The sequence below is a fragment of the Virgisporangium aliadipatigenens genome (assembly GCF_016863615.1).
Classification (GTDB): Bacteria; Actinomycetota; Actinomycetes; order Mycobacteriales; family Micromonosporaceae; genus Virgisporangium; species Virgisporangium aliadipatigenens.
In genome coordinates this window covers 439,634-460,973 of record NZ_BOPF01000004.1, presented here as the reverse complement: position 1 = coordinate 460,973, position 21,340 = coordinate 439,634, and the positions used below count along the sequence as shown (strand labels likewise).

The following is a 21,340-nucleotide window of genomic DNA, read 5'->3' as shown; positions in this document are numbered from 1 at the left end:
GGCGCCGGCGGCACCCGCCGCTCCGGTCGGGCCACCGGCGGGCGACCGCCCGCGGCACGCGGCTCCCGAGCCGGAGGCCGCGCCGGAGCCGGAGACCCCGCCGGTGCGCCGCGTCAACCCGCTCAGCGACCGGCCGCTGGTCAACGGCGAGGCCGAACGCCGCACCACCCGCGAAGACATCGGCCCGTGGACGGCACCGCCCCGCCCGCCCGCCGACTGAGGCATCTCCTGCGATCGGCAGGACACGCCTCGGATCGACCGGGAGCGGACGGGCGCGTAAGCGGTACCGTCGGGGCGTAACGGCACCCATACGGGAGGTGGGCCGTGCGCCACCTGTTGAGCCTCGTCGTCGCGCTGGTGCTCGGCGCCGCCGCCTACCTTCTGCTCGGAATCTTCCTCGACAAGACCGGCGTGCCGGGTTCCGGATGGTCGCTCGACACGGTCGTCGGACTCATCTGCGGCGCGGGCGCGGGTCTTGCCTACGCGCTGATGGTGCTGCCCCGGCTGTCGCCGCTCGGGCCGTTCCTCGTCGGGGCGGTCTTCCTCGGGGCGTACGGGTGGCTGCACGCCGACCCGTCGGGCTTCACCCGCACCGTTCCGGACGTGATCCTGGACTCGAGCCGCATCGGCGCCGTGCCGCTCCTGGCGGTCTTCGCGCTGCCGTTGCTGGCGACGGTGTTCATGGTGGATCGCTGGCGCCGGTACACGCCGATGGCGGCACTCGCGCCGCTGCCGCAGCAGTCGACGCCGCCGGTCTCGGCCCCGCCGCAGGACTACGGCACCGTCGACTACGGGCAGCCGCAGTACCCGCCGCTCGGCACGCCGTACAGCGGGCCGCCGTCGTACCAGCCGGATCCGCCGCCGTGGGGCGGGTCGCCGTCGGCCGATTCCGAGACGACCCGCCGCCTCTGACCCTCAGCCCGCTTCTGAGTCAGCCTCTGAGGAGCCGGCGGGCGACCACGATGCGCTGCACCTGGTTGGTGCCCTCGTAGATCTGGGTCAGCTTGGCGTCGCGCATCATGCGTTCGACCGGGAAGTCGGTCGTGTAGCCGTACCCGCCGAGCAGCTGCACCGCGTCGGTGGTGATCTTCATGGCAGCGTCGGAGGCCACGCACTTGGCGGCCGCGCCGAAGTAGGTCAGGTCGGGGTCGTCGCGCTCGCTGCGGGCCGCCGCCGCGTAGGTCATCTGGCGGGCCGACTCCAGGGCCATCGCCATGTCGGCCAGCATGAACTGCACGCCCTGGAACTCGGCGACCGGCCGGCCGAACTGCTTGCGTTCCTGGACGTAGCCGCTGGCCACGTCGAGCGCACCCTGGGCGATGCCGACCGCCTGGGCGGCGATCGTGACGCGCGTGTGGTCGAGCGTGCGCATCGCCGAGCCGAACCCGGTGCCGGGCGAACCGATCATCCGATCGGCCGGAATTCGAACGTTGTCGAAGAAGACCTCGCGGGTCGGCGAGCCCTTCATGCCGAGTTTCTTCTCCGGTGCCCCGAAACTGACGCCGTGGTCCGACTTCTCCACCACGAACGCCGAGATGCCCCGGCTGCCGGCGCCCGGATCGGTCACGGCGAACACCGTGTAGTACTCGGACAACCCGGCGTTGGTGATCCAGCGCTTGGCGCCGTTGAGCACGTAGTGATCCCCGTCGCGTTCGGCCCGGGTGCGCATCGACGCGGCATCGCTGCCGGCCTCCGGCTCGGAGAGGCAGTAGGAGAACATCGCCTCGCCCCGCGCCACCGGCGGCAGGTAACGCTGTTTGAGCTCCGCCGAGCCGGAAAGGAGCAGTGGCATGGTGCCGAGCTTGTTGACCGCAGGAACCAGCGACGTGGACGCGCACGCCCGCGCCACCTCCTCGATCACGATGGCCGTGGCCAGCGCATCAGCGCCCGCGCCGCCGTACTCGACGGGCACGTGCGGCGCGTGGAAGTCGGCGGCGCGCAGGGCGTCGTACGAGCCCTGTGGGAACTCCGACTTTGCGTCGGCGGTCGCCGCGTTGGGCGCCACCTTTCCGTCACACAGGGACCGCACCGCCTCACGCAGCGCCTCATGGTCCTCGGGTACGCGATAGACATCGAACATGTGCCGCACCCCTCCCCTCGGCACGAGTCTACTCATGAGTAACCTCGGGTCGGAGACGTACGGTCGAACCTGCCGCTATCCTTCCCCGAGCGACGTTGCCAACCCCGGACATCGTCACAGTGGAAGAGCCGCCTAGCTGCCGCGACCCGGCGCCAACCCGAGTTGGAGACCGCGTGACGATCCAGTTCCCGAGCCCGCGTCCGACCGTGGCAGCCCCCTCCGGCGCGCCGCGGCCCCGATTGACGTTCCTCGGTACCGGCTATCTCGGCGCGACCTACGCGATCTGCTTCGCCGAACTGGGTTACGAGGTCATCGGCTTCGATGTCGACCAGGCCAAGATCGAACGGCTGGGCAAGGGCGAGGTTCCGTTCCACGAGCCCGGGCTCGACGAGTTGCTGCGCAAGAACCTGGCCGGCGGCCGGCTGCGCTTCACCACCTCCATGGAAGAGGTGGCCGAGTTCGGCGACGTGCACTTCATCTGCGTGGGCACCCCGCAGCGCGCCGACGGCATGGCGGCCGACCTGTCCTACGTCGAGAGCGCTGTCACCGGCCTCGCCCAGCACCTGCACCGCAAGGCGCTGATCGTGGGCAAGTCGACCGTTCCGGTGGGGACGGCGGAATGGGTCGAGCAGCTCGTGCGCCGGCACGCCCCGGGCGAGTCCGGCGTCGAGGTGGCGTGGAGCCCCGAGTTCCTGCAGGAGGGCTTCGCCGTCGAGGACGTGCTGCGGCCCAACCGCGTCATCTTCGGCGTCAAGTCGGAGTGGGCCGTGGGCCTGCTGTACGAGGCGCACAAGGCGCTGTTCGACCTCGCCACGACGGAGGATCGCGAGGTGCCGGTCGTCGTGACGGACTTCGCGACGGCCGAACTGGTCAAGGTGGCGGCCAACGCGTTCCTCGCCACGAAGATCTCGTTCATCAACGCGATGGCGGAGATCTGCGAGGCGGCCGGCGCCGACGTCACGATGCTGGCCCGTTCGATCGGCTACGACCAGCGCATCGGCAACAAGTTCCTGCGGGCCGGCATCGGGTTCGGCGGCGGCTGCCTGCCGAAGGACATCCGGGCGTTCCAGGCGCGGGCGCAGGAGCTGGGCGTCGGCGAGGCGCTGCGGTTCCTGCACGAGGTGGACCTGATCAACCAGCGCCGCCGCCAGCGGATCGTGCAGCTCTCGGCCGAACTGCTGGACCGGCCGTTCGGGCCCAACGGACCGGACCTGTCGGGCACGCGCATCGCGGTGCTCGGTGCGACGTTCAAGCCGAACTCCGACGACGTGCGCGACTCGCCCGCCCTGTCGGTGGCGCGCAAGCTCACGCGCAGTGGCGCCGACGTGTACATCTACGACCCGGAGGGCATGGACAACGCCAGCCGCGAGGTCAGCGAGGCCACGTACTCGAAGTCCATTGTGGACGCCGTGACCGGTGCCGACCTGGTGTGCGTGCTGACCGAGTGGGAGGAGTTCCGCAACGCGGACCCGGCCGTCCTCGGTGAGATCGTCGCCGGAAAGAAGGTCATCGACGGCCGGAACTGCCTCGATGCCACCGTCTGGCGGCGGGCCGGCTGGGAGTTCCGCGCGATGGGCCGCCCCGCACAGTAGGCGCGTTGCGACCCAGCGCGATTGATGATCGCCTGGGATACTTCCCTCGCCCGGTGAAACACGGCATTCTTCCTGGAAGGCCTGTGGCGGGCTGAGCCTGGGAGGAGCGGCGTGGATTCGTACCCGTGCCCCTATTGCAACGGTGCGGTGCCCAACGAGGCCGAATCCTGCCCGCACTGCGGCCGCCCCATCGAGCCTGAACTGGCAAAACTCGCGCGACTTCAGCGCTGGGTCGCGGCGTTGGAGTCGAAGAAGCGCCGGCTGACCGACGAGCAGAAGGCGCTGCGGCAGCAGCTCGCCGACGCCTCCGCCCAGCGGGACGCGGCGCGCCGCAGCGTGCGTCCGGCCGAGGAGCAGCCGCAGCGGCCCCGGTTCGGGATCCGGCGCCGCCGCCCCGCGAACGACCATGTGGCCGACGCCACACCGGCCGCGGGCGACGGGGTACCGGCGTTCTCCGAGATCGAGACGGAGAGCGTGCCGCGCCGACCGTCCACTTCGGACGGCCTTCCGCTGGTGCCCGGGCGGCAGCGCACCGACGACGTCATCGACGATGCCGACGGCACCACTGACGACCTCGCCCCCGTCGCCTCCCGACGTCCCGGACCCTCGTCGTCCGATCCGATCGGGCCTTCCGCGGGCTCCGGCGGTCCCGGGCAGCCCCACGCCGGCTCCCGGGCCGGCACGGCACCCTCTGCCCGCAGCGGCGCCGAGAGCGGCGGGGCCGCGTACGTCGGCGACCCGCCGCCGGGCGACCGGGCGGGCGCGGCAGCCCGCGACGACGCAGGGAATGCCGGCACCACTCCGACCGGCCGGGCCGGCAGGACGCGTGGCGGCGACCCCGCGTCGGTCAGCCGAGCCGGCGCAGCGGGATTCGGCGAGCCGGGCAGCGGCGCAACCGGGCCGGTCAGCCGGGCCGGCGGCGCGGGCAGCGACCGGCCGGGAAGCGCGGCCACCACCCCGACCGGGCGGGCCGGCGGCGCGGGAGGTGGCGGGGCGACCACCGCCGGCAGGCCGGGCGGCACGGCGGGCCCCAACCCACCGGGCGGGCGCGGCCCCGGCGGCCCGGGCGGACGCGGGCCCGGCGGACGCGGCCCACGCCGACCCGGTGGCCCCGGAGGCCCGGGCGGACCGGGTGGCCCCGGCGGTCCCGGAGGGCCGGGCGGCCCCGGTGGCTTCGGCGAGCGCGAGCGGCCCGACGACCCGCGACGCCCGCGCGTGATGCCGCTGGAGGACGACGTTCCGCGGACGCCGCGCAGCCGCCTCCTCGGCGCGGAGACCAGCCGCACCACCACCCAGACCGTGCTCTTCGCACTCGGCGGCCTCCTCCTGGCCGGGGCGGCGATCGTGCTCACGGTGGCGTTCACGAGCCTGCCTCCGTTCGGGCGGATGGCGCTGCTGACCCTCGTCACCGTCGCCGTGCTCGCACTGCCGGTCGCCCTCGCGCGACGCGGGCTGGTGGCCACCGCCGAGACGCTCGCCGCCGTCGCGCTGCTGCTCGTGCTGCTCGACGGGTACGTCGCCTGGTCGGAGAACCTCTTCGGCGGGGCGTTCATCCCGACGCCGGTGTACTTCGCCGTGGTGTGCCTGGTGACGGCCGCCGTCGCGGTGGGCTACGAGCTGGGCACGCATCTGCTCGCCCCGCGGTACACCACGCTGATCGTGCTCCAGCCGGTGATCCCGCTGCTGGCGTACCGCTGGATCGAGGGCCCGACCGGGTGGGCCATCGCGCTGACCGGCGTCGCCGCCATGGACCTCGCGCTCGCCGTCGCGCTCAACCGGGGCCGTTCCCTCTTCGGCGCCGTCGTGCTGCCGGGCGAACTGAGCGGGGCCCGGTTCCTGCGCGACGCCGCATGGGTGCTGTTCGCGGTGGCCTACGCGCTGGCCGGGGCGTTCGGGGTGGCGGCGCTGATCCGGGCGGAGAACGCCGGCGACGTGACCCGCGCCGCGACCGCCGTCGTGCTGACCGCCGCGCTCGGCATCGCCGGTGCCGTCCAGTCGCGGCGCACACCGGTCGCCGACGTCAGCGCCGGCCTGGCCGTCCTGGCGGTCGTGATCTCGGCGGCGCGCGTGGCCGCGGTGACCGTTCCCGGGTACACGCTGGTCTTCGCCGCCGGTGCGCTCGCGCTGGTCGCGATCGTGGTGCCGTTCCTGCCGGACCACGCGCGCCGCGGGCCGGCCTGGGCGGGCACCGCCGCCGCGGCCGTGACGGCGGTCTTCCTGCTCAACACCGCCGCGCCGGCCGCCGGGGCCCCGATCCGCGCCGCGGCTCCCTACTGGAAGACCAGCCTCGACACGTACACCCAGCGGGTGGCCGAGATGGCCGAGGGCGCCACCTGGCAGATCCCGGCCGCCGCGCTGCTGCTCACCTGCGCGGCCGCGCTGCTGTTCCCGTGGCAGTACCGGATCGAGGCGGTCGTCGGTGGCGCGGCGGTCACGGCGTTGACGGCACCCGCCGCGCTGCACCTCAACTGGATGCTCACGCCGGCCGTGGCGATGGTCGTGGCGATCGCGGCCGGGGCGGCGGCGCTGCACGTGGGCACCACGCGAACGGCGCAGCGGCAGGCTCATGACGTTCCCCCGGAAATAAGCATCGACCCGCTGGAGAGCGCGCAGATCCGGATCGACCCGACGCGAACGTCCACATCGGACAGAATCGCCCCGGTCGACGGGCCGGGACTCGGGTCGGCCGCACGCACGGCGGCGGTCTGCCTCGGCGCGGCGCTGCTGCTCGGCGTCTGGGCCGTCGCCGCCGGACTGACCCGCCCGGCCGCGACGACGCTCGCCCTGGCCGCCATCGCGGTCGCCGGCTTCGCACTCGCCTACGGCCCGCGGGCCGCGCGCACCGATCCGCGCGCCGAGATGGTCTCCCGCTGGGCGGCCGACGCCGCGGCCGGCGGGGCGGCGTTCGCGTTCCCGGGAGCGGTGGCGGCGTTCGTGGCCGCGACGGTGTACGGGCGCGACGAGGACTTCGGGGCCACGGCAGTGCTCGTGGCGACGTTCCTGGCGCTGGCCGCCGTGCTGGCGTACACGGCCCTGGTGCAGGTGGCCCGGCGGCGCAGCAGCCCGCCGATCCTCGCCGGCGCGACCGCGGCCGCTGTGCTCGTCGCCGTCGCCGCGCTGATCGTCGACGGCGCGCAGACGCTCGACATCGCCGTCGCGCTGCTGCTGCTCGGCAGCGCCATCCTGCTGTGGCTCGCGCCCACGATGGACGAGTGGTTCATCTTCGGGCAGCGGCTCGAGGGCCCCGACGTCGCCGCCGCCGCGGTCACCGTCGCCGGCATCGGCGCCCTGGCCCGCGCGGCCGCGCTCGCCCTGCCCGGCGCCGAACTCTTCGTCCTGGCCGCCCTCGTCCTGGCCACCGCCCTCGCCGCCCGGTCGCTGCCGGCCGGCTGGCGGCGCGGGCCGGTCGCCGGTGGCGCCGCCGTCGGCGCGATCTGCGCGGCCCTCGGCGGGTGGGCGGCCCTCGGCGCGGCGATCGGCGTCGTGCGCGCGGCCACGCCGATCTGGAACGCGCCGCTCGCCGCCGAGTGGGAACGCACCGCCTACGAGTACACGACGTGGGGCTGGCAGGCACCGGTCGCGCTGCTGGTGCTCGCCGCCGCGGCCGCGATCGGCATGCCGCGGCCGTTCGGGGACGACGCCGCCGCGGTGCTGCTCGGGCTCGCCGTCGTCGCGGCGCCGGTCAACTTCGGGCTCGACTGGTCGGCGGTGCTCGTCGTCGGGCTCTTCACCGTGATGTTCCTCGGCGGTGCGGCCGTCATCGCGACCGAGCCACGGACCGGGTTCGTCCGGGTCGGGGTCGCCGCGGCCGTCGGCGTCTACACCGTCATCGCCAGTCTGGTGAACTCCGGCGCCACGGCCGGCACGCTCATCGGACTCGTCACCGTCGGCGTGATGGTCGCGATGGCCGGCTGGCTGGTGGACCGTTCGCGCGCGGCGGCGCAGGACGAGGAGCACATCGACACCGGAGAACGCCTCCACCTGCCCCTCGTCGGCGGCGCCGCCGTCGGGGGTGCGGTCGCCGCGCTCTCCGGCGCCTGCGCGGCGTTCTCCGCGACGATCACGGCCCGCAACGACGTTCCCGTGACGGCCGCGCTCGCCGGTGCCGCGCTCGGGCTCGCCCTGGCCGGGGTGCTGTGCCGCCGGGCCGCGCCCATGTACCTGCCGTACATCTCCGCGGGTGTGGCCGGCTCGGCGACGTTCGCGGCGCTGACCTCGTTCGCCACCGACCTGCCCGCGGCCGTCTACGCGGCGGCGGCCGCGCTCTTCGGCGTTCTCGCGGAACTCGTCCGGGTCCGCAACGAGCCGGTCGTGGCCGGCTGGGCCCCGGCGACCGGCTGGCGCCCCGACCGGGTGCCCGGCCCGCCCGCACGGATCTGGCGGCCCACCCGCGTGCGCGGCGGATTCGCCAACGGGGTCGCCGCGACCAGCGGAATCGCGGCGGTGCTCGCGCTCGTCGTGCTCGCACCGGCGATCGCGGCCGCGCTGCTCGGCCCGTACCGGTGGATGAATCCCGACCGGGTCTGGACCGGCGACCCGACGACGTCAGCCGACATCGGCTGGTTCGAGGGCTGGGTCGGCGCGCCGACGGACGTGATCGCGGCCGCCGCGCTGACCCTCGCCGCGGCGCTGGCCGTCGTCGGCGTCGACGCCAGCCGGGAACGGATCGCCAACCGCGCCGTCGCCATCGTCACGCCCGGCTTCGCGATCACGCTGCTGATCGCGCCGTACGCGCTCGACGCGCCGTGGCCGGTCGCGAACACGGCCGCGCTCGCCGTGGCGGTGATCTCCGGCCTCGGGCTGGCCCTGACCCCACCGCCCTCGCCGGCCTCCGACGAGGGGCACCAGCTGAACATCGCCCGGCGGGTGATCTTCGTAATCGGGCTGGCCGCCGCCGGTGCCGGGTTCGCGGGCAGCCTCGCCACCCCGGGCACCACCGTCAGCACGCTCGCCGGCACCGTCTTCTTCGGGCTGATCGGCGCGATCAAGGGGCGCACCGCCACGTCACGGCTGTTCGCGTGGCAGTTCGTCGCCGGTTCGGCGATCGGGCTGGCCGTCGCGTCGGGGCTGGCGGCCGGGCTGCCCGGGCGGCAGACGTCGTTCCTGGTGCTGGTGGCCGCGACCGTGCTGATCGCGGCGGCCGCACTTCTTCCGCGGATCCGCCGCGGCGATCGGGAGCGCGAGGCGAGTCTCGCCAACGAACAGCAGCTCCTGGAGGTCGGCGGCTACCTCGGCCTGATCATGGCCGTCGGGCTGACCGTCGGCGCGCCGCAGTACACCGCGTCGGTGTGCCTGGCGATCGGCACGATCCTGGGCGTGATGGCGATCCGCCCCAACCGCGGCGAGAACTACCGCAGCACCCTGATCATCCTGGCGGCCGTGGCCGAGGTGGTGGCCATCTGGCTGCTGCTGCGCGGCGGCGAGGTCGGGGTGCCCGAGGCGTACACGCTGCCGTTCGCCGGATTGGCGCTGGTCATCGGGCTGGTGGAGATCCGTCGCCGGCCCGAACTGGGCAGTTGGCTCGCCTACGGGCCGGCGCTGGTGGCGGCGTTCGCCCCGACGCTGGTGATCGTACTGACGTCGGACGCCGACCCCGCGCGTCGCGTTCTCCTGATCGTGGCGGCCGTGCTGACCGTGGCGCTCGGCGCGATCCGCCAGCACAAGGCACCCGTCACGATCGGCGCCGTCGTCACCGCCGTGGCCGCCGCCCACGAACTCGTCCTCGTCGGCCGGCTGCTGCCCTGGTGGGTGCTGCTGGCGCTGTTCGCCGCGACGGGCGCGCTCCTGGTGGGCATCGCCGCCCGGTACGAACAGAGCGGCGTGATGCGTTTCCGGGGGGCCTACGGAAGGTTCCGCTAGAGCGTCTGCTGGAGCTTCTGATCCTTCTCGGCGACCAACGTCTTCAGGTCCTCCTGGAACGCCACCATCCGCTCCTGCAGCCCGGCGTCGGTGGCGGCGAGGATCCGCACGGCGAGCAGGCCCGCGTTGCGCGCACCGCCGACGGAGACCGTCGCGACCGGCACCCCGGCCGGCATCTGCACGATCGACAGCAGCGAGTCCATGCCGTCCAGGTATTTCAGCGGAACGGGCACCCCGATCACCGGCAGCGGGGTGGCCGACGCGACCATGCCCGGCAGGTGTGCGGCGCCACCGGCACCGGCGATGATCACCTTGAGCCGGCGGGCGGCGGCGCTCGCGGCGTACTCAAGCATCAGCTGCGGCGTGCGGTGCGCGGAGATCACCCGCACCTCATGCGCGACGCCGAACTCGCCCAGCGCCTCGGCGGCGGCCCGCATCGTCGGCCAGTCCGAGTCGCTACCCATGATCACGCCGACGTCGGTCATGATGCGTTTCCCTTCGGTGCTGATGCGCGACGGCCCCCGGATCTGCGCATGACGGTCACGCTTCGCGGCCCTCTGACAGCCAGCGGGCCGCGCGGGCCGCGCGGGCCCGGGTCTTCTCCAGGTCGTCACCGAGCGCGGTCACATGGCCGATCTTGCGCCCCGGCCGGACCTGCTTGCCGTACAGGTGCACCTTCACGCCCGGTTCGGCGGCGAACAGGTGGTGCAGGCGTTCGTCGATCGAGATGCCGCCGGGCTCTCCGCCGAGCACGTTGGCCATCACCACCACCGGGGCGGTGAGCGCGGTGTCGCCGAGCGGGTAGTCCAGGACGGCGCGCAGATGCTGCTCGAACTGCGACGTGCGCGATCCCTCGATGGTCCAGTGGCCGCTGTTGTGCGGGCGCATCGCCAGTTCGTTGACGAGCAGGCCGTCCGGCGTCTCGAACAGCTCCACCGCCAGCAGGCCCACCACGCCCAGCTCCGTCGCGAGGCGGATCGCGAGCTCCTGCGCGGCGGTCGCCCGTTCCTCCGAAAGGTGGGGCGCGGGCGCGAGGACCTCGACGCAGATCCCGTCCCGCTGCACCGTCTCGACCACCGGATACGCCGCCACCTGCCCGAACGGCGAGCGCGCCACGACGGCCGCCAGCTCGCGGACCAGGGTGACGCGCTCCTCCACGATCAGCTCGGTGTCGGGCAGGGGGTCGTCCGGGCCGACCATCCAGACCCCGCGGCCGTCGTATCCGCCGGTCACGGCCTTGACCACGACGGTCTTTCCCCGGGCGAACGCCTTCACGCCCGCGCCCCGCTCCACCGGAGCCCAGCGCGGGCACGGCACGCCCAGCTCGGTCAGCCGCTCCCGCATGGCCCGCTTGTTCTGCGCGAACAGCAGCGCGTCGGCCCCGGGCAGCACCGTGTGCCCGGCGTCGGCCAGCGCACGGATGTGCTCCCCCGGCACGTGTTCGTGGTCGAACGTCACCACGTCACACCCCGCCGCGAACTCCCGCAGCGCCGCCAGGTCCAGATGGGACCCGAGGCTGACGCCCGGCGCCACGAGAGCGGCGGAGTCGTCGGAACGTTCGGACAGCACGCGCAACGACTGTCCGAGCGCGATCGCCGCCTGATGCGTCATCCGGGCGAGCTGGCCGCCGCCCACCATGCCCACGACGGGCAACCCAGTACTCGCGTCCATAGCCCGGCCAGCGTAAGGCCTGGCATTTTTCTACAGTTCGGGGCCCTGCTTGCGCAGCTTGTCGACGGCCCCCATGGCGTCGCGCAACTCGCCGAGCCAGGTTTCGGCGTGCTGCCCGACCAGGTGCACGCACCACGCGAGCGCCTCGGAACGGGACTTCGCCACACCCGAGTCGACGAGCGTGTCGAGGATGAGGCGTTCCTCCTGGCGCAGCCGCGTCATCACCGGCGCCGAGTGCGTGGTGAACAGCTGCGTCGTGCCGCCGGCCGTCGCGCCCCAGGCGACCTTGCGCTGGTAGCGGTGTTCGAGCTGGCGGGCGATCTGGATCCGCTGCTCCCGGGTGGTCTCCCGGAACGCCGCGATCCGGCCCTGCTCGGCGGCGGCCCGGTCGGCGTCGCTCGCGTCGTCGGCGAGCTTCGGCACGCTCAGCTCACCCGTGATGATGATCTCGTCCCGGTCGATGCGCACGTCGGCCTGTCCGGTGTACCAGTCGGCCGGCAGCGCGCCCCGGATGAACGCCGGCGCGTCGCTGGTGTCCGGCACCTCCCCGCCGAAGCGGCCACGTCCCCGGCCGAACCCCGGGCCGCCGCCCCAACCCTCGCCGCGTCCCCGCGCGAATCCGTGCATCCGCATGACGCCCCTCTCGCGTTGCAATGATTACTTGATTACACCGTAGCGATGGTTGCAGGCATTGCCTACGCATGAGGCGTTCGCCCTGAGCGGAGCGCGCGTAGCATCGCGGTCACCATGGGCTCGGCAAAACGGGTACTCGCCGCGTCGGCCGTCGCCGGACAGCTGCTCGTGACCGTCGCGTGGATCATCGGCGGCGCCACCGAGGGCCGCGGCTACTCCCCCGTCGACCACAACCTCAGCGACCTCGCCGCCCGCACCGCCGCCCACCCCTGGCCGATGCTGATCACCCAAGGGCTGGCCGGCGCGACGGCGACGGCGTTCGCGCTACTGGTGCTGCGCCCCGCGCTGGGCGGACCGGCCCCCTGGCTGGTGGCGGCGAGCGCGCCGGCCCTGGACAACGTCAGCGACGCGTTCTTCCGGCTCGAGTGCCGGGTGGCGGACCCCGGCTGCACGAACGGCGCCGCCACGGCCTCGGCCTCCGGCGTGATCCACTACGCGGTCGGCGCGATCACGTTCGGGCTCACCATGGTGGCGGCGTTCGTGCTGGCGCGGCGGTACGGCGCCGTGGCGTTCGGGTTCGGGTGTGTGCTGGTGGTGGCGTTCGTGATCTACGCGGCGCTGACCGGCGAACCGGGGATGGGCCTGGCCCAGCGGGTCTTCGTCCTGCTCACCTCGGCCGGCCTGGTGCTGCTGGCGCTGCCGTTCACACGTCGGACGACGTAGCTACTCCGCGGCGCGCAACCGCCGCATCGGTTCGCCGGGCGTCGTGCGCACCACTTCCAGCAGCCGTTCCGTCGACACCGGCGGACAGAAGTGGAACCCCTGCCCCGCCGGGCAGGACAGCTTCTCCAGCACCCGCCGCTGCTCCGCCGTCTCGACCCCCTCGGCCGACACCTGGATCCCGAGTTCCCGGCCGAGTTCGACGGTGGTGCGCACGATCGCCAGCGCCTCCGGCGAGTCGACCATCCGGTTCACGAACGTCCGGTCGATCTTCAACACGTCGACCGGCACCCGGGTCAGGAACGTCAGCGCGGAGAACCCGGTCCCGAAGTCGTCCACGGCGATCTGGATCCCCTGGTCGCGCAGCGCGCGCAGCACGTCGTCGACGACGGCGTCCTCGCTCAGCACCACCGTCTCGGTGATCTCCAGGATGAGCCGGTAGGCGGGCAGGCCGTGCCGGGCGAGCATGCGCGCGATGTCGGCCGGCAGGTCGCGGTCGTGGAGGCTGCGCGGCGACAGGTTGACGCCCACGGCGAGCGGGGTCCCCTGCGCGGCGAGTTGCCCGCACACGTCCAGCGCCCGGTCGATGGTGTGCCGGGTGAACTGACCCAGGAGTTCGCTCTGCTCGACCACGCGCACGAAGTCGACGGGCTTGAGCGTCCCGCGCCGCGGATGGTTCCATCGGACAAACGCTTCGACACCGGTCGGACGGCCGCCCTTGAGCCTGACGAGCGGCTGCAGCAGCAGGTCGAACTGCCCCTCGCCGGCGAGCGCCTCGCGGAGTTCGGCCAGGAGGGCGAGCCGGTCGGTGCTGGCGTCGTCGCGGTCGGGGTCGTACCAGTCGACGCTGGAACCGCCGCGTTTTGCCTGGTACATCGCGATGTCGGCGCGGCGCAGCAGCTCGGTCATGTCGACGGCGCCGGCGGTCGCGGCGACGACGCCGATCGAGGCCTCGACGGAAAGCTGCACGCCGGCGACCGCGGTGGGCTGCGCGAGCTGGCCGGCGAGGTGCCGGGCGTGGGCCAGGGCGGCCGGGAGCGTGGCACCGGCGCCCGTCAGGAGAAGTGCGAACTCGTCGCCGCCGAGCCGGGCGATCAGTTCGTCCTGGACCCGGGCGGCGCTGAGGCGTTCGCCGACGGCCCGCAGGACGTCGTCGCCGGCGGCGTGCCCCAGGGTGGTGTTGACCTCTTTGAAGTGGTTGATGTCGAGCAGCAGCAACGCGACGGGCGCGGCGGCATCGAGCCCACCCAGCGCGGCCGCGCCCCGGGTAAGAAGAGCGGCCCGGTTGGCCAGCCCGGTCACGCCGTCGTACTCGGCGTCGAAGGTGCGGCGCTCGGAGAGTGCCCGCAGTTCGGCATGGGTGGCCGCGTCGTGCAGGACGGCCGCGAGGGCGTCGCCGTAGGCGGCCAGCATGAGCGCGCTGCGCTCGCCGACCTGGGTGCCTTCGTAGAGCCGCAGTTCGCCGACGGGCGCGCCGCCGACCAGGAGGGGTCGGATCGCGGCCGCCGCGCGGGCCGGCGTCACCGTCCCGTTGCGGCCGACCACCCCGTCCTTGTCGATGTCGAACGTCCTGAGCCCGCCCGGCAGCCCGTCGATGGCGATCTCGGCCCGTTCGGCGGCGAAGAGGGACTGCGCCCCGCGGAGCCCCGCGGCGGCGGCCTGCTCCTCGTCGAGGTGGTTGAGCTCGCGCGTGGTCTGCGCGAAGACCTGCCAGGTGCGGCGTTCGTCGTCGGTGCGCAGCCGGTACGAGTGGGTCAGGTGGAGCAGCCACAGCACCGGCGGCAGGGCCAGGAGCCAGTTGGCGTCGACGCTGAGGATGGCCAGCGCGGCGACGCCGATGACGACGTTGCCGACGGCGATGGGCGCCTTGCTCCACGCCAGTTCCCAGATGAGGGGTCGGAAACGCTGCACCCCGCGGGCCGAGAGCTGCGCGGCGACGAGGGTCAGCGAACAGCAGCAGTAGAGCAGTGCGGAGACGGTGAGAACGGCCGCCACCCGGGGCGTGAGCGCCGGGTGGCTGCGCAGCCCGAGGGAGACGGCGACGGTGGCGCCCACGCCGGCGGCGACGGTGAGTGCGGCGGTGTTGCTGAGCGCCTGGTAGACGGTGGTGCGCACGCGGAACGTCCCGATCGTGCGCAGCGCGGGGACGTACTTGTGCCCGGCGAACTGCGCGAGCCGCGCGGTCAGCACCCCGACCAGCACGACGAGGGGCAACAGTCCGGTCGGCAGGAAGAACAGTGCGATGACGACGGCCGCCTCGCCCCAGGCGAACCCGACCTCGCCGCGTCCGGTGCGGATGCGCACCTGGAGGATCTGCGCACAGAAGGTGATCAACATCACCGCGGCGACGGCGGCGAGGCTCGGGTGCACGTCGGGTGCGGGCGTGCCCGGCAGAACGCCGTCCAGGCGGCCGCCGGCGTGCAGCAGTCCGATCGCGACGACGCCGAGGGCGAGGACCCGCAGGCCGATCCGCCGGACCAGCGCCCCGGGCCCGCTCGCCCTGGTCGCACCGACGTTGGAGCCGTTGACGGGGACGGCGGTCATCCGGCACCAGGCAGCTGCACCGGCCCGCGTCCCTGCATGTTCACGCGCGCCACCACCTCACGTCGCGCGAAAGTCGTCCCCATCGAAGCCCCGTCCCTCGGGCGAGGCTAGAACATCGATGGATCGAGCGACAGAGGCCGAACCGAGAATCACGGCTCCGGTTCGCATTCAGACGGCCGGGCGGCCCGACATAACGGCACTATCGGTACGAGCCGCCCCGATGGCGTCAGGCAGATTCGGCAGTTTCAGACTGCCCCGCCGGACGATCATCGGTGCGACCGTCCGGATCAGGGAAGCTCTCCGGCAGACGCTTCAGCCGGGCGTTCATATTGCGGATGAGCAATACGGTGGCGATCGCCAGCAGCACGATGATCAACAGGCCGAGCGGCCCGGCGAGACTCCCGGACCGGGTGTCCCCGAAGTTGTTCTCAGCGAGCACCGTGAAAGCTTCCACGCCGTCCACCGTACGCCCGCTCAGGCGGAGACGCGCTCGCGCACCCCGGTGAACAGGTCGTCCTCCGGCGTCGTGGTGTCGACGATCGAGCGCACCAGCTCGTAGTCCTCGGTCGGCCAGACCTTGCGCTGCACCTCCAACGGGACCTGGAACCACGTCCCGTCCGGATCGATCTGGGTGGCGTGCGCGCGCAGGGCGTCGTCCCGGGTCTCGAACCAGGCGCCGCACTCGACCCGTGCGGTGACCCGGTGGGAGTTGTCGTGCTCCGGGTCCCACTTCTCGATCCACTCGCTGTACGGCGACTCCAGCCCCAGCCGCACCAGCTCCTCGTGCAGCGCGAGAACCCGCATCCGGGAGAAGCCCATGTGGTAGTAGAGCTTGAGCGGCTGCCAGACCGGCCCCGCCGCGGGGTAGCGGTCCGGATCGCCGGCCGCGTCGAACGCCGCCATGCTGATCTTGTGCGTCATCACGTGGTCGGGATGCGGGTACCCGCCGTTTTCGTCGTAGGTGAGCACGACGTGCGGCCGGAACTCCCGCATCGACTTCACCAGCCGCTCCGCGGCCACGTCGACGTCCTGGAGCGCGAAGCAGCCCTCCGGCAGCGGCGGCAGCGGGTCGCCCTCCGGATAGCCGGAGTCGACGAAGCCCAGCCACTCCTGGCGGACCCCGAGGATCTCCCGCGCCCGGTCCATCTCGGCGCGGCGGATCGTGGTGATGTTCTCCCAGATCTCCGGCCGGTCGAGCTTGGGGTTGAGCACGCTGCCCCGCTCCCCGCCGGTACAGGTCACCACCAGGACGTCCACGCCCTCCGAGACATACTTGGCCATCGTGGCCGCGCCCTTGCTCGACTCGTCGTCCGGGTGCGCGTGCACCGCCATCAACCGCAGCTGCTCAGCCACCGGTGGATCCCCCTCTGGAATTCCCTACTGCTCCACCTGATCCCCAACGCACGGGACCGGCCTATTGTTGCCGTCGGCACCGACAAGTTTCGAAAAGTGGTCAGAACCCATGACGCAGGTAACCCAGCCCACGTTCCCGCCGGGGCGCTACGGGCGGCGGCGGGAGCCGCGACGACCGCGCACCTGGCTGATGGTGCTGATGGCGGCGCTGACGGCCGTCGTGATGGGCGCCGTCGGGGTGCGGCTCTACGACGTCTTCGGCAACGAGGAGTTCACGCCGCTGCTGCTGTCCGAGCGCGAGCGGACCGACGACCACGTCACCATCCGGTTCGAGGTGCGCAGCCGGGACGGTTCCCGCCCGGCGATCTGTGTGGTCCGGGCCCGCGCCAAGGACGGGCTGGTCGTGGGCGTCGCCGACGTTCAGGTTCCGCCGGGGGAACGGGTGAAAGTCGACTACACGCTGTCGACATCGCAGCGCGCCTTCGTGGTGGACATCCCGAGCTGCCGCCGCGCTTGACGGCTGTCGGTGACGACGCGACTGCGGTTGGCTTTGGTACGGTGATTGGTCACGGCCTTTGCCCCAACGGCCGTCAGTCGTGCTCGCGGAGGAGATTTCACGTTGTCGAATGACACCTGGCTGTCCCAGGACGCATACGACCGTTTGCAGGCGGAGTTGGACCAGCACATCGCCAACCGCCCCGCTCTCGCCGCTGAGATCAACGCCCGGCGTGAGGAGGGCGACCTCAAGGAGAACGGCGGCTACCACGCCGCCCGCGAGGAGCAGGGCAAGGTGGAGGGGCGCATCCGCTACCTCAAGGAGCTGCTGCGCACCGCGAAGGTCGGCGAGGCGCCGAAGTCCGACAAGGTCGGCCCGGGCACGGTCGTCACGATCATGTTCGACGACGACGAGGACGACACGGACACGTTCCTGCTCGGGTCGCGCGAGATCTCGGCGACGACCGACCTCACCGTGTACAGCCCCGAGTCGGCGCTCGGCCAGGCGATCACTGGCACCAAGGCCGGCGACACCGTCACCTACACCACCCCGACCGGGGCCGAGATGAAGGTGACGGTCGTCAAGTTCGAGGCGTACGCCGGCTGAAAGGGTTCCCCGCTCAGCCCGTCGTCACCGTGTAACCCGCTTCCCGCAGCACGCCCACCAGCAGGTCGGCGTGCTGCGGGCCTTTGGTCTCGACCTTCAGCATCACCTCGACCTCGCCCAGGCGCAGCCGCGCGTCCTGGCGCTGGTGGGCGACGTCGACGACGTTCGCGCCGTACTCGGCGATCTGGCCGAGGAGCGTGGCGAGCTGGCCCGGCCGGTCCGCGCACCGCACCGTGAACTTCTGGTAGCGGCCGGCCACCACCAGCCCGTGTTCGATCACGCGCATGAGCAGCATCGGGTCGATGTTGCCGCCGGAGAGCACCGCCACCGCCGGGGCCGCGTCCGGGATCGCGCCCGCCAGCAGGGCCGCGACGCCCACCGAACCCGCCGGCTCGACCAGCAGCTTTCCCCGTTCCAACAGGAGCAGTAGCGCTCTTGAGATGTCCTCCTCGGTGACCGTCACGACCTGGTCGACCAGCTTGGACACGTGGGCGAACGTCAGGTCGCCCGGCGTGCCCACCGCGATCCCGTCGGCGATCGTGGCGAACCTGGGCAGCCGCACCGGACGCCCGGCGGCCAGCGACGGCGGGTACGCGGCCGCGTTGCCGGCCTGCACACCGATCACCCGCACCTCCGGCCGCAACGCCTTCACCACCACGGCGACGCCGGAGACCAGTCCCCCACCGCCGACCCCGGCGACGATCGTCCGCACGTCCGGCAGCTGCTCGAGGATCTCCAGCCCGACCGTGCCCTGCCCGGCGATCACGTCGGGATGGTCGAACGGGTGGATGAACACCGCACCCGTGCGCTCCGCGTGCTCACGGGCCGCCACCAGCGCCTCGTCCACGGTCGCGCCGACCAGCCGCACCGTCGCGCCGTACCCGCGGGTGGCCGCCACCTTCGGCAGCGCCGCACCGACCGGCATGAACACCGTCGCGTTGGTGTCCAGCAGACCGGCGGCCAGGGCGACGCCCTGCGCGTGATTGCCGGCGCTGGCGGCCACGACGCCGCGGGCGCGGTCGGCGGCCGGCAGCCGCGCGATCCGCACGTAGGCGCCGCGGACCTTGTAGGAGCCGGCCCGCTGCAGGTTCTCGCACTTCAGGTGGACCGGGCCGCCGACCTGCTGGGCCACCGGGCGGGAGGGCTCCAGCGGGGTCAGGCGCACCACGTCGCCGAGCAGCTCCCGCGCGGCCCGAACGTCATCGAGCCCGACCAGCCCGGTCATGCTTTCGCCGCTGCGCGTGGCCAGCCCGGTGCGTGCCGCCGCCAGGGCGCCGCCCGCTCCAACTGCGCGGCGACGGCGAGCAGCAGTTCCTCCGCACCGGGGGCACCCACCAGCTGCACCGACCCCGGCAGCCCGTCCGGCCGAACGCCCGCCGGAACGGCCATCGCGGGCAGGCCGGCGATGTTCCACGGCGCCTGGTACGGGGCGTAGTTGGCGGAGGCCATCATGTTGGCCGCCCACGAACGCCGCGACCAGTCCCGCGCGACCGGCGGCGGCCCGGCCAGCGACGGCGTGATCAGCACGTCGTAGCCGCCGTCGGTGAGCCAGTTGACGCTGCGTTCGCGCCAGTCCTGGCGGTCGCTCTCGCGCACCATGCCGCGCCGCCAGGCGTGCTCGCCGAGCGCGATGTGCCGGCGGGTGCGCGGCTGCAGCGCCCCGATGTCCAGCCCCGCGGCAAGAGCCTCGCGGTACACGCCGGCGAACCAGGTCGCCAGGCCGCGCGTCGCCAGCGGCACGGGGTAGACCGGATCGGCCTTCTTCGCGCTGTGCCCGAGCGCCACGAGGATCCGCACGGTGGCCGCAAGCGCCTCCCGCGCACCGGCGTCGGCGCGGGTGCCCGCCACCGGCGAACGCAGCGACACGGCGATCCGCAGCCGTCCCGGCTCGGGCAGCGGTGCGGGGGTGCGCCCGGCCAGCACCGCGAAGCCGAGCGCGGCGTCGGCGACGGTCGTGGCGAGGATGCCGTTCTCCACCAGCCCGAACCAGTCGGTGGCGCCCAGCTTGGCCGGCACGACGCCGCTGCCCGGCTTGATGCCGACCAGCCCGCAGCAGGCGGCCGGGATGCGCACCGAGCCCAGCCCGTCGTTGCCCTGTGCGATCGGCACGAGGCCGGCGGCCACGGCGGCGGCGGCCCCACCCGACGAACCGCCCGGCGTGCGGTCGGTCCGCCACGGGTTCCGCGTGATCACCTCCTCGTCGTCGGTGACCGCCCAGACCCCCATCTCGGGCATCCGCGACGTGCCGACGACGACGGCTCCGGCACCCCGCAGCCGGCGCACCACCTCGTGGTCGGCCTCGGCGACCGGACCCCGCGCGGCGAGCGAACCGTTCCAGGTCGGCAGCCCGGCCAGCGGCGTGTTCTCCTTGACCGCGATCGGCACCCCGGCCAGCGGCAGGTTGCGCAGCTGCGGAAGCTCGTCGACGGTCTCCGCCTCGGCGGCCGCCGCGGCCGCCCGCACCTCGCGGAACGCGCCGATGATCCGGTCGTAGGAACGGATCTGGTCGAGGTGGTCGGCGGCCACCTTCACCGCCGAGGTGTCGCCGCGGCGGACGGCGTTGGCGATCTCGCCCGCCGTGCGCCCCACCCAGGCCGAGTTGAGCATTGTGTGCGTCCCCTCTAGCCCAGCGCGCGCTCGAGGTCGGCCAGCAGGTCGTCGACCGTCTCGATGCCGACCGAGAGCCTGATCAGGTCGGCGGTGACCTCCAGCGGCGAGTTGGCCACGCTGGCGTGCGTCATCCGGCCCGGGTGCTCGATCAGGGACTCGATCCCGCCCAGGCTCTCCGCCAGGATGAACAGCTCGGCGCGGTTGCAGATCGCCTCGGCCTCCGCGGGGCCGCCGGCCGCCGTGAAGCTGACCATGCCGCCGAAGCGGCGCATCTGCTTCGCCGCCACCTCGTGCCCCGGGTGCGTGTCCAGGCCCGGGTAGTAGACCCTCCCGACCTTGGGGTGGTGGCTGAGGTAGTCGGCCACCCGCTCCGCGTTGTCGCAGTGCCTGTCCATGCGAACGCCCAGAGTCTTGATGCCGCGCGAGGTCAGCCAGGCGTCGAAGGGTCCGTTGATCGACCCCATGGCGTTCTGGTGGAACCGCAGGTCGGCCTCGATCGCGTCGTCGGAGAGCACCAGCGCGCCGCCCACCACGTCGGAGTGCCCACCGAGGTACTTGGTCGTGGAGTGCACGACCACGTCGGCCCCGAGCGCCAGCGGCTGCTGCAGGTACGGCGACGCGAACGTGTTGTCGACCACCAGCAGCGCCTCATGGTCGCGGGCGACCTGCGCGATCGACGCGATGTCGGTGATGCCGAGCAGCGGATTGGTCGGCGTCTCCACCCAGATCATCCGGGTCGACGGCCGGACCGCGGCCCGAACCGCGTCCGTGTGGGTCGTGTGCACCGGCGTGAACTCCACGCCCCACCGCGCCGCGACCCGTGCGAACAGCCGGTAGGTCCCGCCGTAGGCGTCGTCCGGGATGATCACGTGGTCGCCCGGCTTCAGCGCGGCGCGCAGCAGCGTGTCCTCGGCCGCCAGCCCGCTCGCGAACGCCAGCCCGTGCCGCCCGCCCTCCAGCGCCGCCAACTGCGTCTGCAGCGCGTCGCGCGTCGGGTTGGCCGAACGCGAGTACTCGTAGCCCAGACGCGGCGAACCCACGGCGTCCTGCGCATAGGTGCTGGTCTGGTAGATCGGTGGGATCACCGCACCGGTGCGCGGATCCGGATCCTGTCCGGCGTGGATCGCGATCGTGTCGAAGCCGTGGCTGCTCATCCCCTGAAGGCTAGCCGTGGTT

16 protein-coding genes and 1 pseudogene are annotated in these 21,340 nt (G+C 73.0%); 7 read left to right on the top strand and 10 right to left on the bottom strand.

Annotated elements, in window-relative coordinates:
* Together Val02_RS08730 and Val02_RS08725 are read left to right on the top strand one after the other, a co-directional pair.
* Positions 1–220: pseudogene (locus Val02_RS08730) on the top strand (hypothetical protein); the annotation flags it as partial.
* Between the two features lie 104 nt (positions 221–324).
* A complete protein-coding gene (locus tag Val02_RS08725; protein WP_203898391.1) occupies positions 325–912 on the top strand; it encodes a hypothetical protein in 588 nt (195 codons plus the stop codon).
* Positions 913–931: 19 nt separating this feature from the next.
* On the opposite strand, the gene Val02_RS08720 is transcribed toward Val02_RS08725, so the two are convergent.
* Positions 932–2,080, bottom strand: coding sequence for an acyl-CoA dehydrogenase family protein (locus tag Val02_RS08720; protein ID WP_203898390.1), 1,149 nt, complete (start codon positions 2,078–2,080; stop codon positions 932–934).
* Positions 2,081–2,319: 239 nt separating this feature from the next.
* Here Val02_RS08720 and Val02_RS08715 point away from each other — a divergent pair, with 239 nt between their 5' ends.
* Both Val02_RS08715 and Val02_RS08710 read left to right on the top strand, forming a co-directional pair.
* Positions 2,320–3,672: a UDP-glucose dehydrogenase family protein gene (locus Val02_RS08715; protein ID WP_373317874.1), complete on the top strand. Its 1,353-nt coding sequence runs from the start codon at positions 2,320–2,322 to the stop codon at positions 3,670–3,672.
* A gap of 111 nt (positions 3,673–3,783) precedes the next feature.
* A complete protein-coding gene (locus Val02_RS08710; protein ID WP_203898388.1) occupies positions 3,784–9,531 on the top strand; it encodes a zinc ribbon domain-containing protein in 5,748 nt (1,915 codons plus the stop codon).
* Here Val02_RS08710 and purE read toward each other — a convergent pair.
* Genes purE through abmR form a run of 3 tightly spaced genes read right to left on the bottom strand, consistent with a single transcriptional unit; the run spans position 9,528 to position 11,835 of the window.
* Positions 9,528–10,016 carry a 5-(carboxyamino)imidazole ribonucleotide mutase gene (gene purE, locus Val02_RS08705; protein ID WP_203898387.1) on the bottom strand — a complete coding sequence of 163 codons (489 nt, stop codon included), beginning with the start codon at positions 10,014–10,016 and terminating at the stop codon, positions 9,528–9,530. The two genes, Val02_RS08710 and purE, sit on opposite strands and share 4 nt — an antisense overlap.
* 55 nt (positions 10,017–10,071) lie before the next feature.
* Positions 10,072–11,202 (bottom strand): 5-(carboxyamino)imidazole ribonucleotide synthase, encoded by a 1,131-nt coding sequence (locus Val02_RS08700; protein ID WP_203898386.1) that lies wholly within the window; start codon positions 11,200–11,202, stop codon positions 10,072–10,074.
* A 30-nt stretch (positions 11,203–11,232) separates the two neighbouring features.
* Positions 11,233–11,835, bottom strand: coding sequence for an ATP-binding transcription factor AbmR (gene abmR, locus Val02_RS08695; protein WP_239152572.1), 603 nt, complete (start codon positions 11,833–11,835; stop codon positions 11,233–11,235).
* A gap of 114 nt (positions 11,836–11,949) precedes the next feature.
* Between abmR and Val02_RS08690 the strand changes: the two genes are divergently transcribed.
* The gene (locus tag Val02_RS08690; RefSeq protein ID WP_203898385.1) at positions 11,950–12,558 is read left to right on the top strand and encodes a DUF998 domain-containing protein; all 609 of its coding nucleotides are present in this window, start codon (positions 11,950–11,952) and stop codon (positions 12,556–12,558) included.
* Here the strand turns inward: Val02_RS08690 and Val02_RS08685 are convergent, their stop codons facing one another.
* The 3 genes from Val02_RS08685 to mca form a co-directional block, all read right to left on the bottom strand.
* Complete coding sequence (locus Val02_RS08685; protein WP_203898384.1) at positions 12,559–15,099, bottom strand: putative bifunctional diguanylate cyclase/phosphodiesterase; 2,541 nt, start codon at positions 15,097–15,099, stop codon at positions 12,559–12,561.
* Positions 15,100–15,325: 226 nt separating this feature from the next.
* Positions 15,326–15,553 carry a hypothetical protein gene (locus Val02_RS08680; RefSeq protein ID WP_203898435.1) on the bottom strand — a complete coding sequence of 76 codons (228 nt, stop codon included), beginning with the start codon at positions 15,551–15,553 and terminating at the stop codon, positions 15,326–15,328.
* Positions 15,554–15,573: 20 nt separating this feature from the next.
* Complete coding sequence (gene mca / locus Val02_RS08675; protein ID WP_203898383.1) at positions 15,574–16,452, bottom strand: mycothiol conjugate amidase Mca; 879 nt, start codon at positions 16,450–16,452, stop codon at positions 15,574–15,576.
* A 109-nt stretch (positions 16,453–16,561) separates the two neighbouring features.
* Here mca and Val02_RS08670 point away from each other — a divergent pair, with 109 nt between their 5' ends.
* The gene (locus Val02_RS08670) at positions 16,562–16,969 is read left to right on the top strand and encodes a DUF4307 domain-containing protein (protein ID WP_203898382.1); all 408 of its coding nucleotides are present in this window, start codon (positions 16,562–16,564) and stop codon (positions 16,967–16,969) included.
* Between the two features lie 102 nt (positions 16,970–17,071).
* Positions 17,072–17,554: a transcription elongation factor GreA gene (greA, locus tag Val02_RS08665; protein WP_203898381.1), complete on the top strand. Its 483-nt coding sequence runs from the start codon at positions 17,072–17,074 to the stop codon at positions 17,552–17,554.
* A gap of 13 nt (positions 17,555–17,567) precedes the next feature.
* On the opposite strand, the gene ilvA is transcribed toward greA, so the two are convergent.
* Genes ilvA through Val02_RS08650 form a run of 3 tightly spaced genes read right to left on the bottom strand, consistent with a single transcriptional unit; the run spans position 17,568 to position 21,318 of the window.
* Entirely contained in the window at positions 17,568–18,779 is a 1,212-nt protein-coding gene (gene ilvA, locus Val02_RS08660; RefSeq protein ID WP_203898380.1) for a threonine ammonia-lyase, read from the bottom strand.
* A complete protein-coding gene (locus Val02_RS08655) occupies positions 18,776–20,161 on the bottom strand; it encodes an amidase (RefSeq protein ID WP_203898379.1) in 1,386 nt (461 codons plus the stop codon). Before Val02_RS08655 ends, ilvA begins: the two co-directional genes overlap by 4 nt.
* Positions 20,162–20,175: 14 nt before the next feature.
* Positions 20,176–21,318: a cystathionine gamma-synthase gene (locus Val02_RS08650; RefSeq protein WP_203898378.1), complete on the bottom strand. Its 1,143-nt coding sequence runs from the start codon at positions 21,316–21,318 to the stop codon at positions 20,176–20,178.
* Positions 21,319–21,340 lie beyond the last annotated feature (22 nt).

Excerpts from the sequence above, each read along its gene's own strand:
- Val02_RS08720 (WP_203898390.1), bottom strand. The coding sequence starts at position 2,080 with ATGTTCGATGTCTATCGCGTACCCGAGGACCATGAGGCGCTGCGTGAG.
- purE (WP_203898387.1), bottom strand. The coding sequence starts at position 10,016 with ATGACCGACGTCGGCGTGATCATGGGTAGCGACTCGGACTGGCCGACG.
- Val02_RS08700 (WP_203898386.1), bottom strand. The coding sequence starts at position 11,202 with ATGGACGCGAGTACTGGGTTGCCCGTCGTGGGCATGGTGGGCGGCGGC.
- abmR (WP_239152572.1), bottom strand. The coding sequence starts at position 11,835 with ATGCGGATGCACGGATTCGCGCGGGGACGCGGCGAGGGTTGGGGCGGC.
- Val02_RS08690 (WP_203898385.1), top strand. The coding sequence starts at position 11,950 with ATGGGCTCGGCAAAACGGGTACTCGCCGCGTCGGCCGTCGCCGGACAG.
- Val02_RS08685 (WP_203898384.1), bottom strand. The coding sequence starts at position 15,099 with ATGACCGCCGTCCCCGTCAACGGCTCCAACGTCGGTGCGACCAGGGCG.
- Val02_RS08670 (WP_203898382.1), top strand. The coding sequence starts at position 16,562 with ATGACGCAGGTAACCCAGCCCACGTTCCCGCCGGGGCGCTACGGGCGG.
- ilvA (WP_203898380.1), bottom strand. The coding sequence starts at position 18,779 with ATGACCGGGCTGGTCGGGCTCGATGACGTTCGGGCCGCGCGGGAGCTG.
- Val02_RS08655 (WP_203898379.1), bottom strand. The coding sequence starts at position 20,161 with ATGCTCAACTCGGCCTGGGTGGGGCGCACGGCGGGCGAGATCGCCAAC.
- Val02_RS08650 (WP_203898378.1), bottom strand. The coding sequence starts at position 21,318 with ATGAGCAGCCACGGCTTCGACACGATCGCGATCCACGCCGGACAGGAT.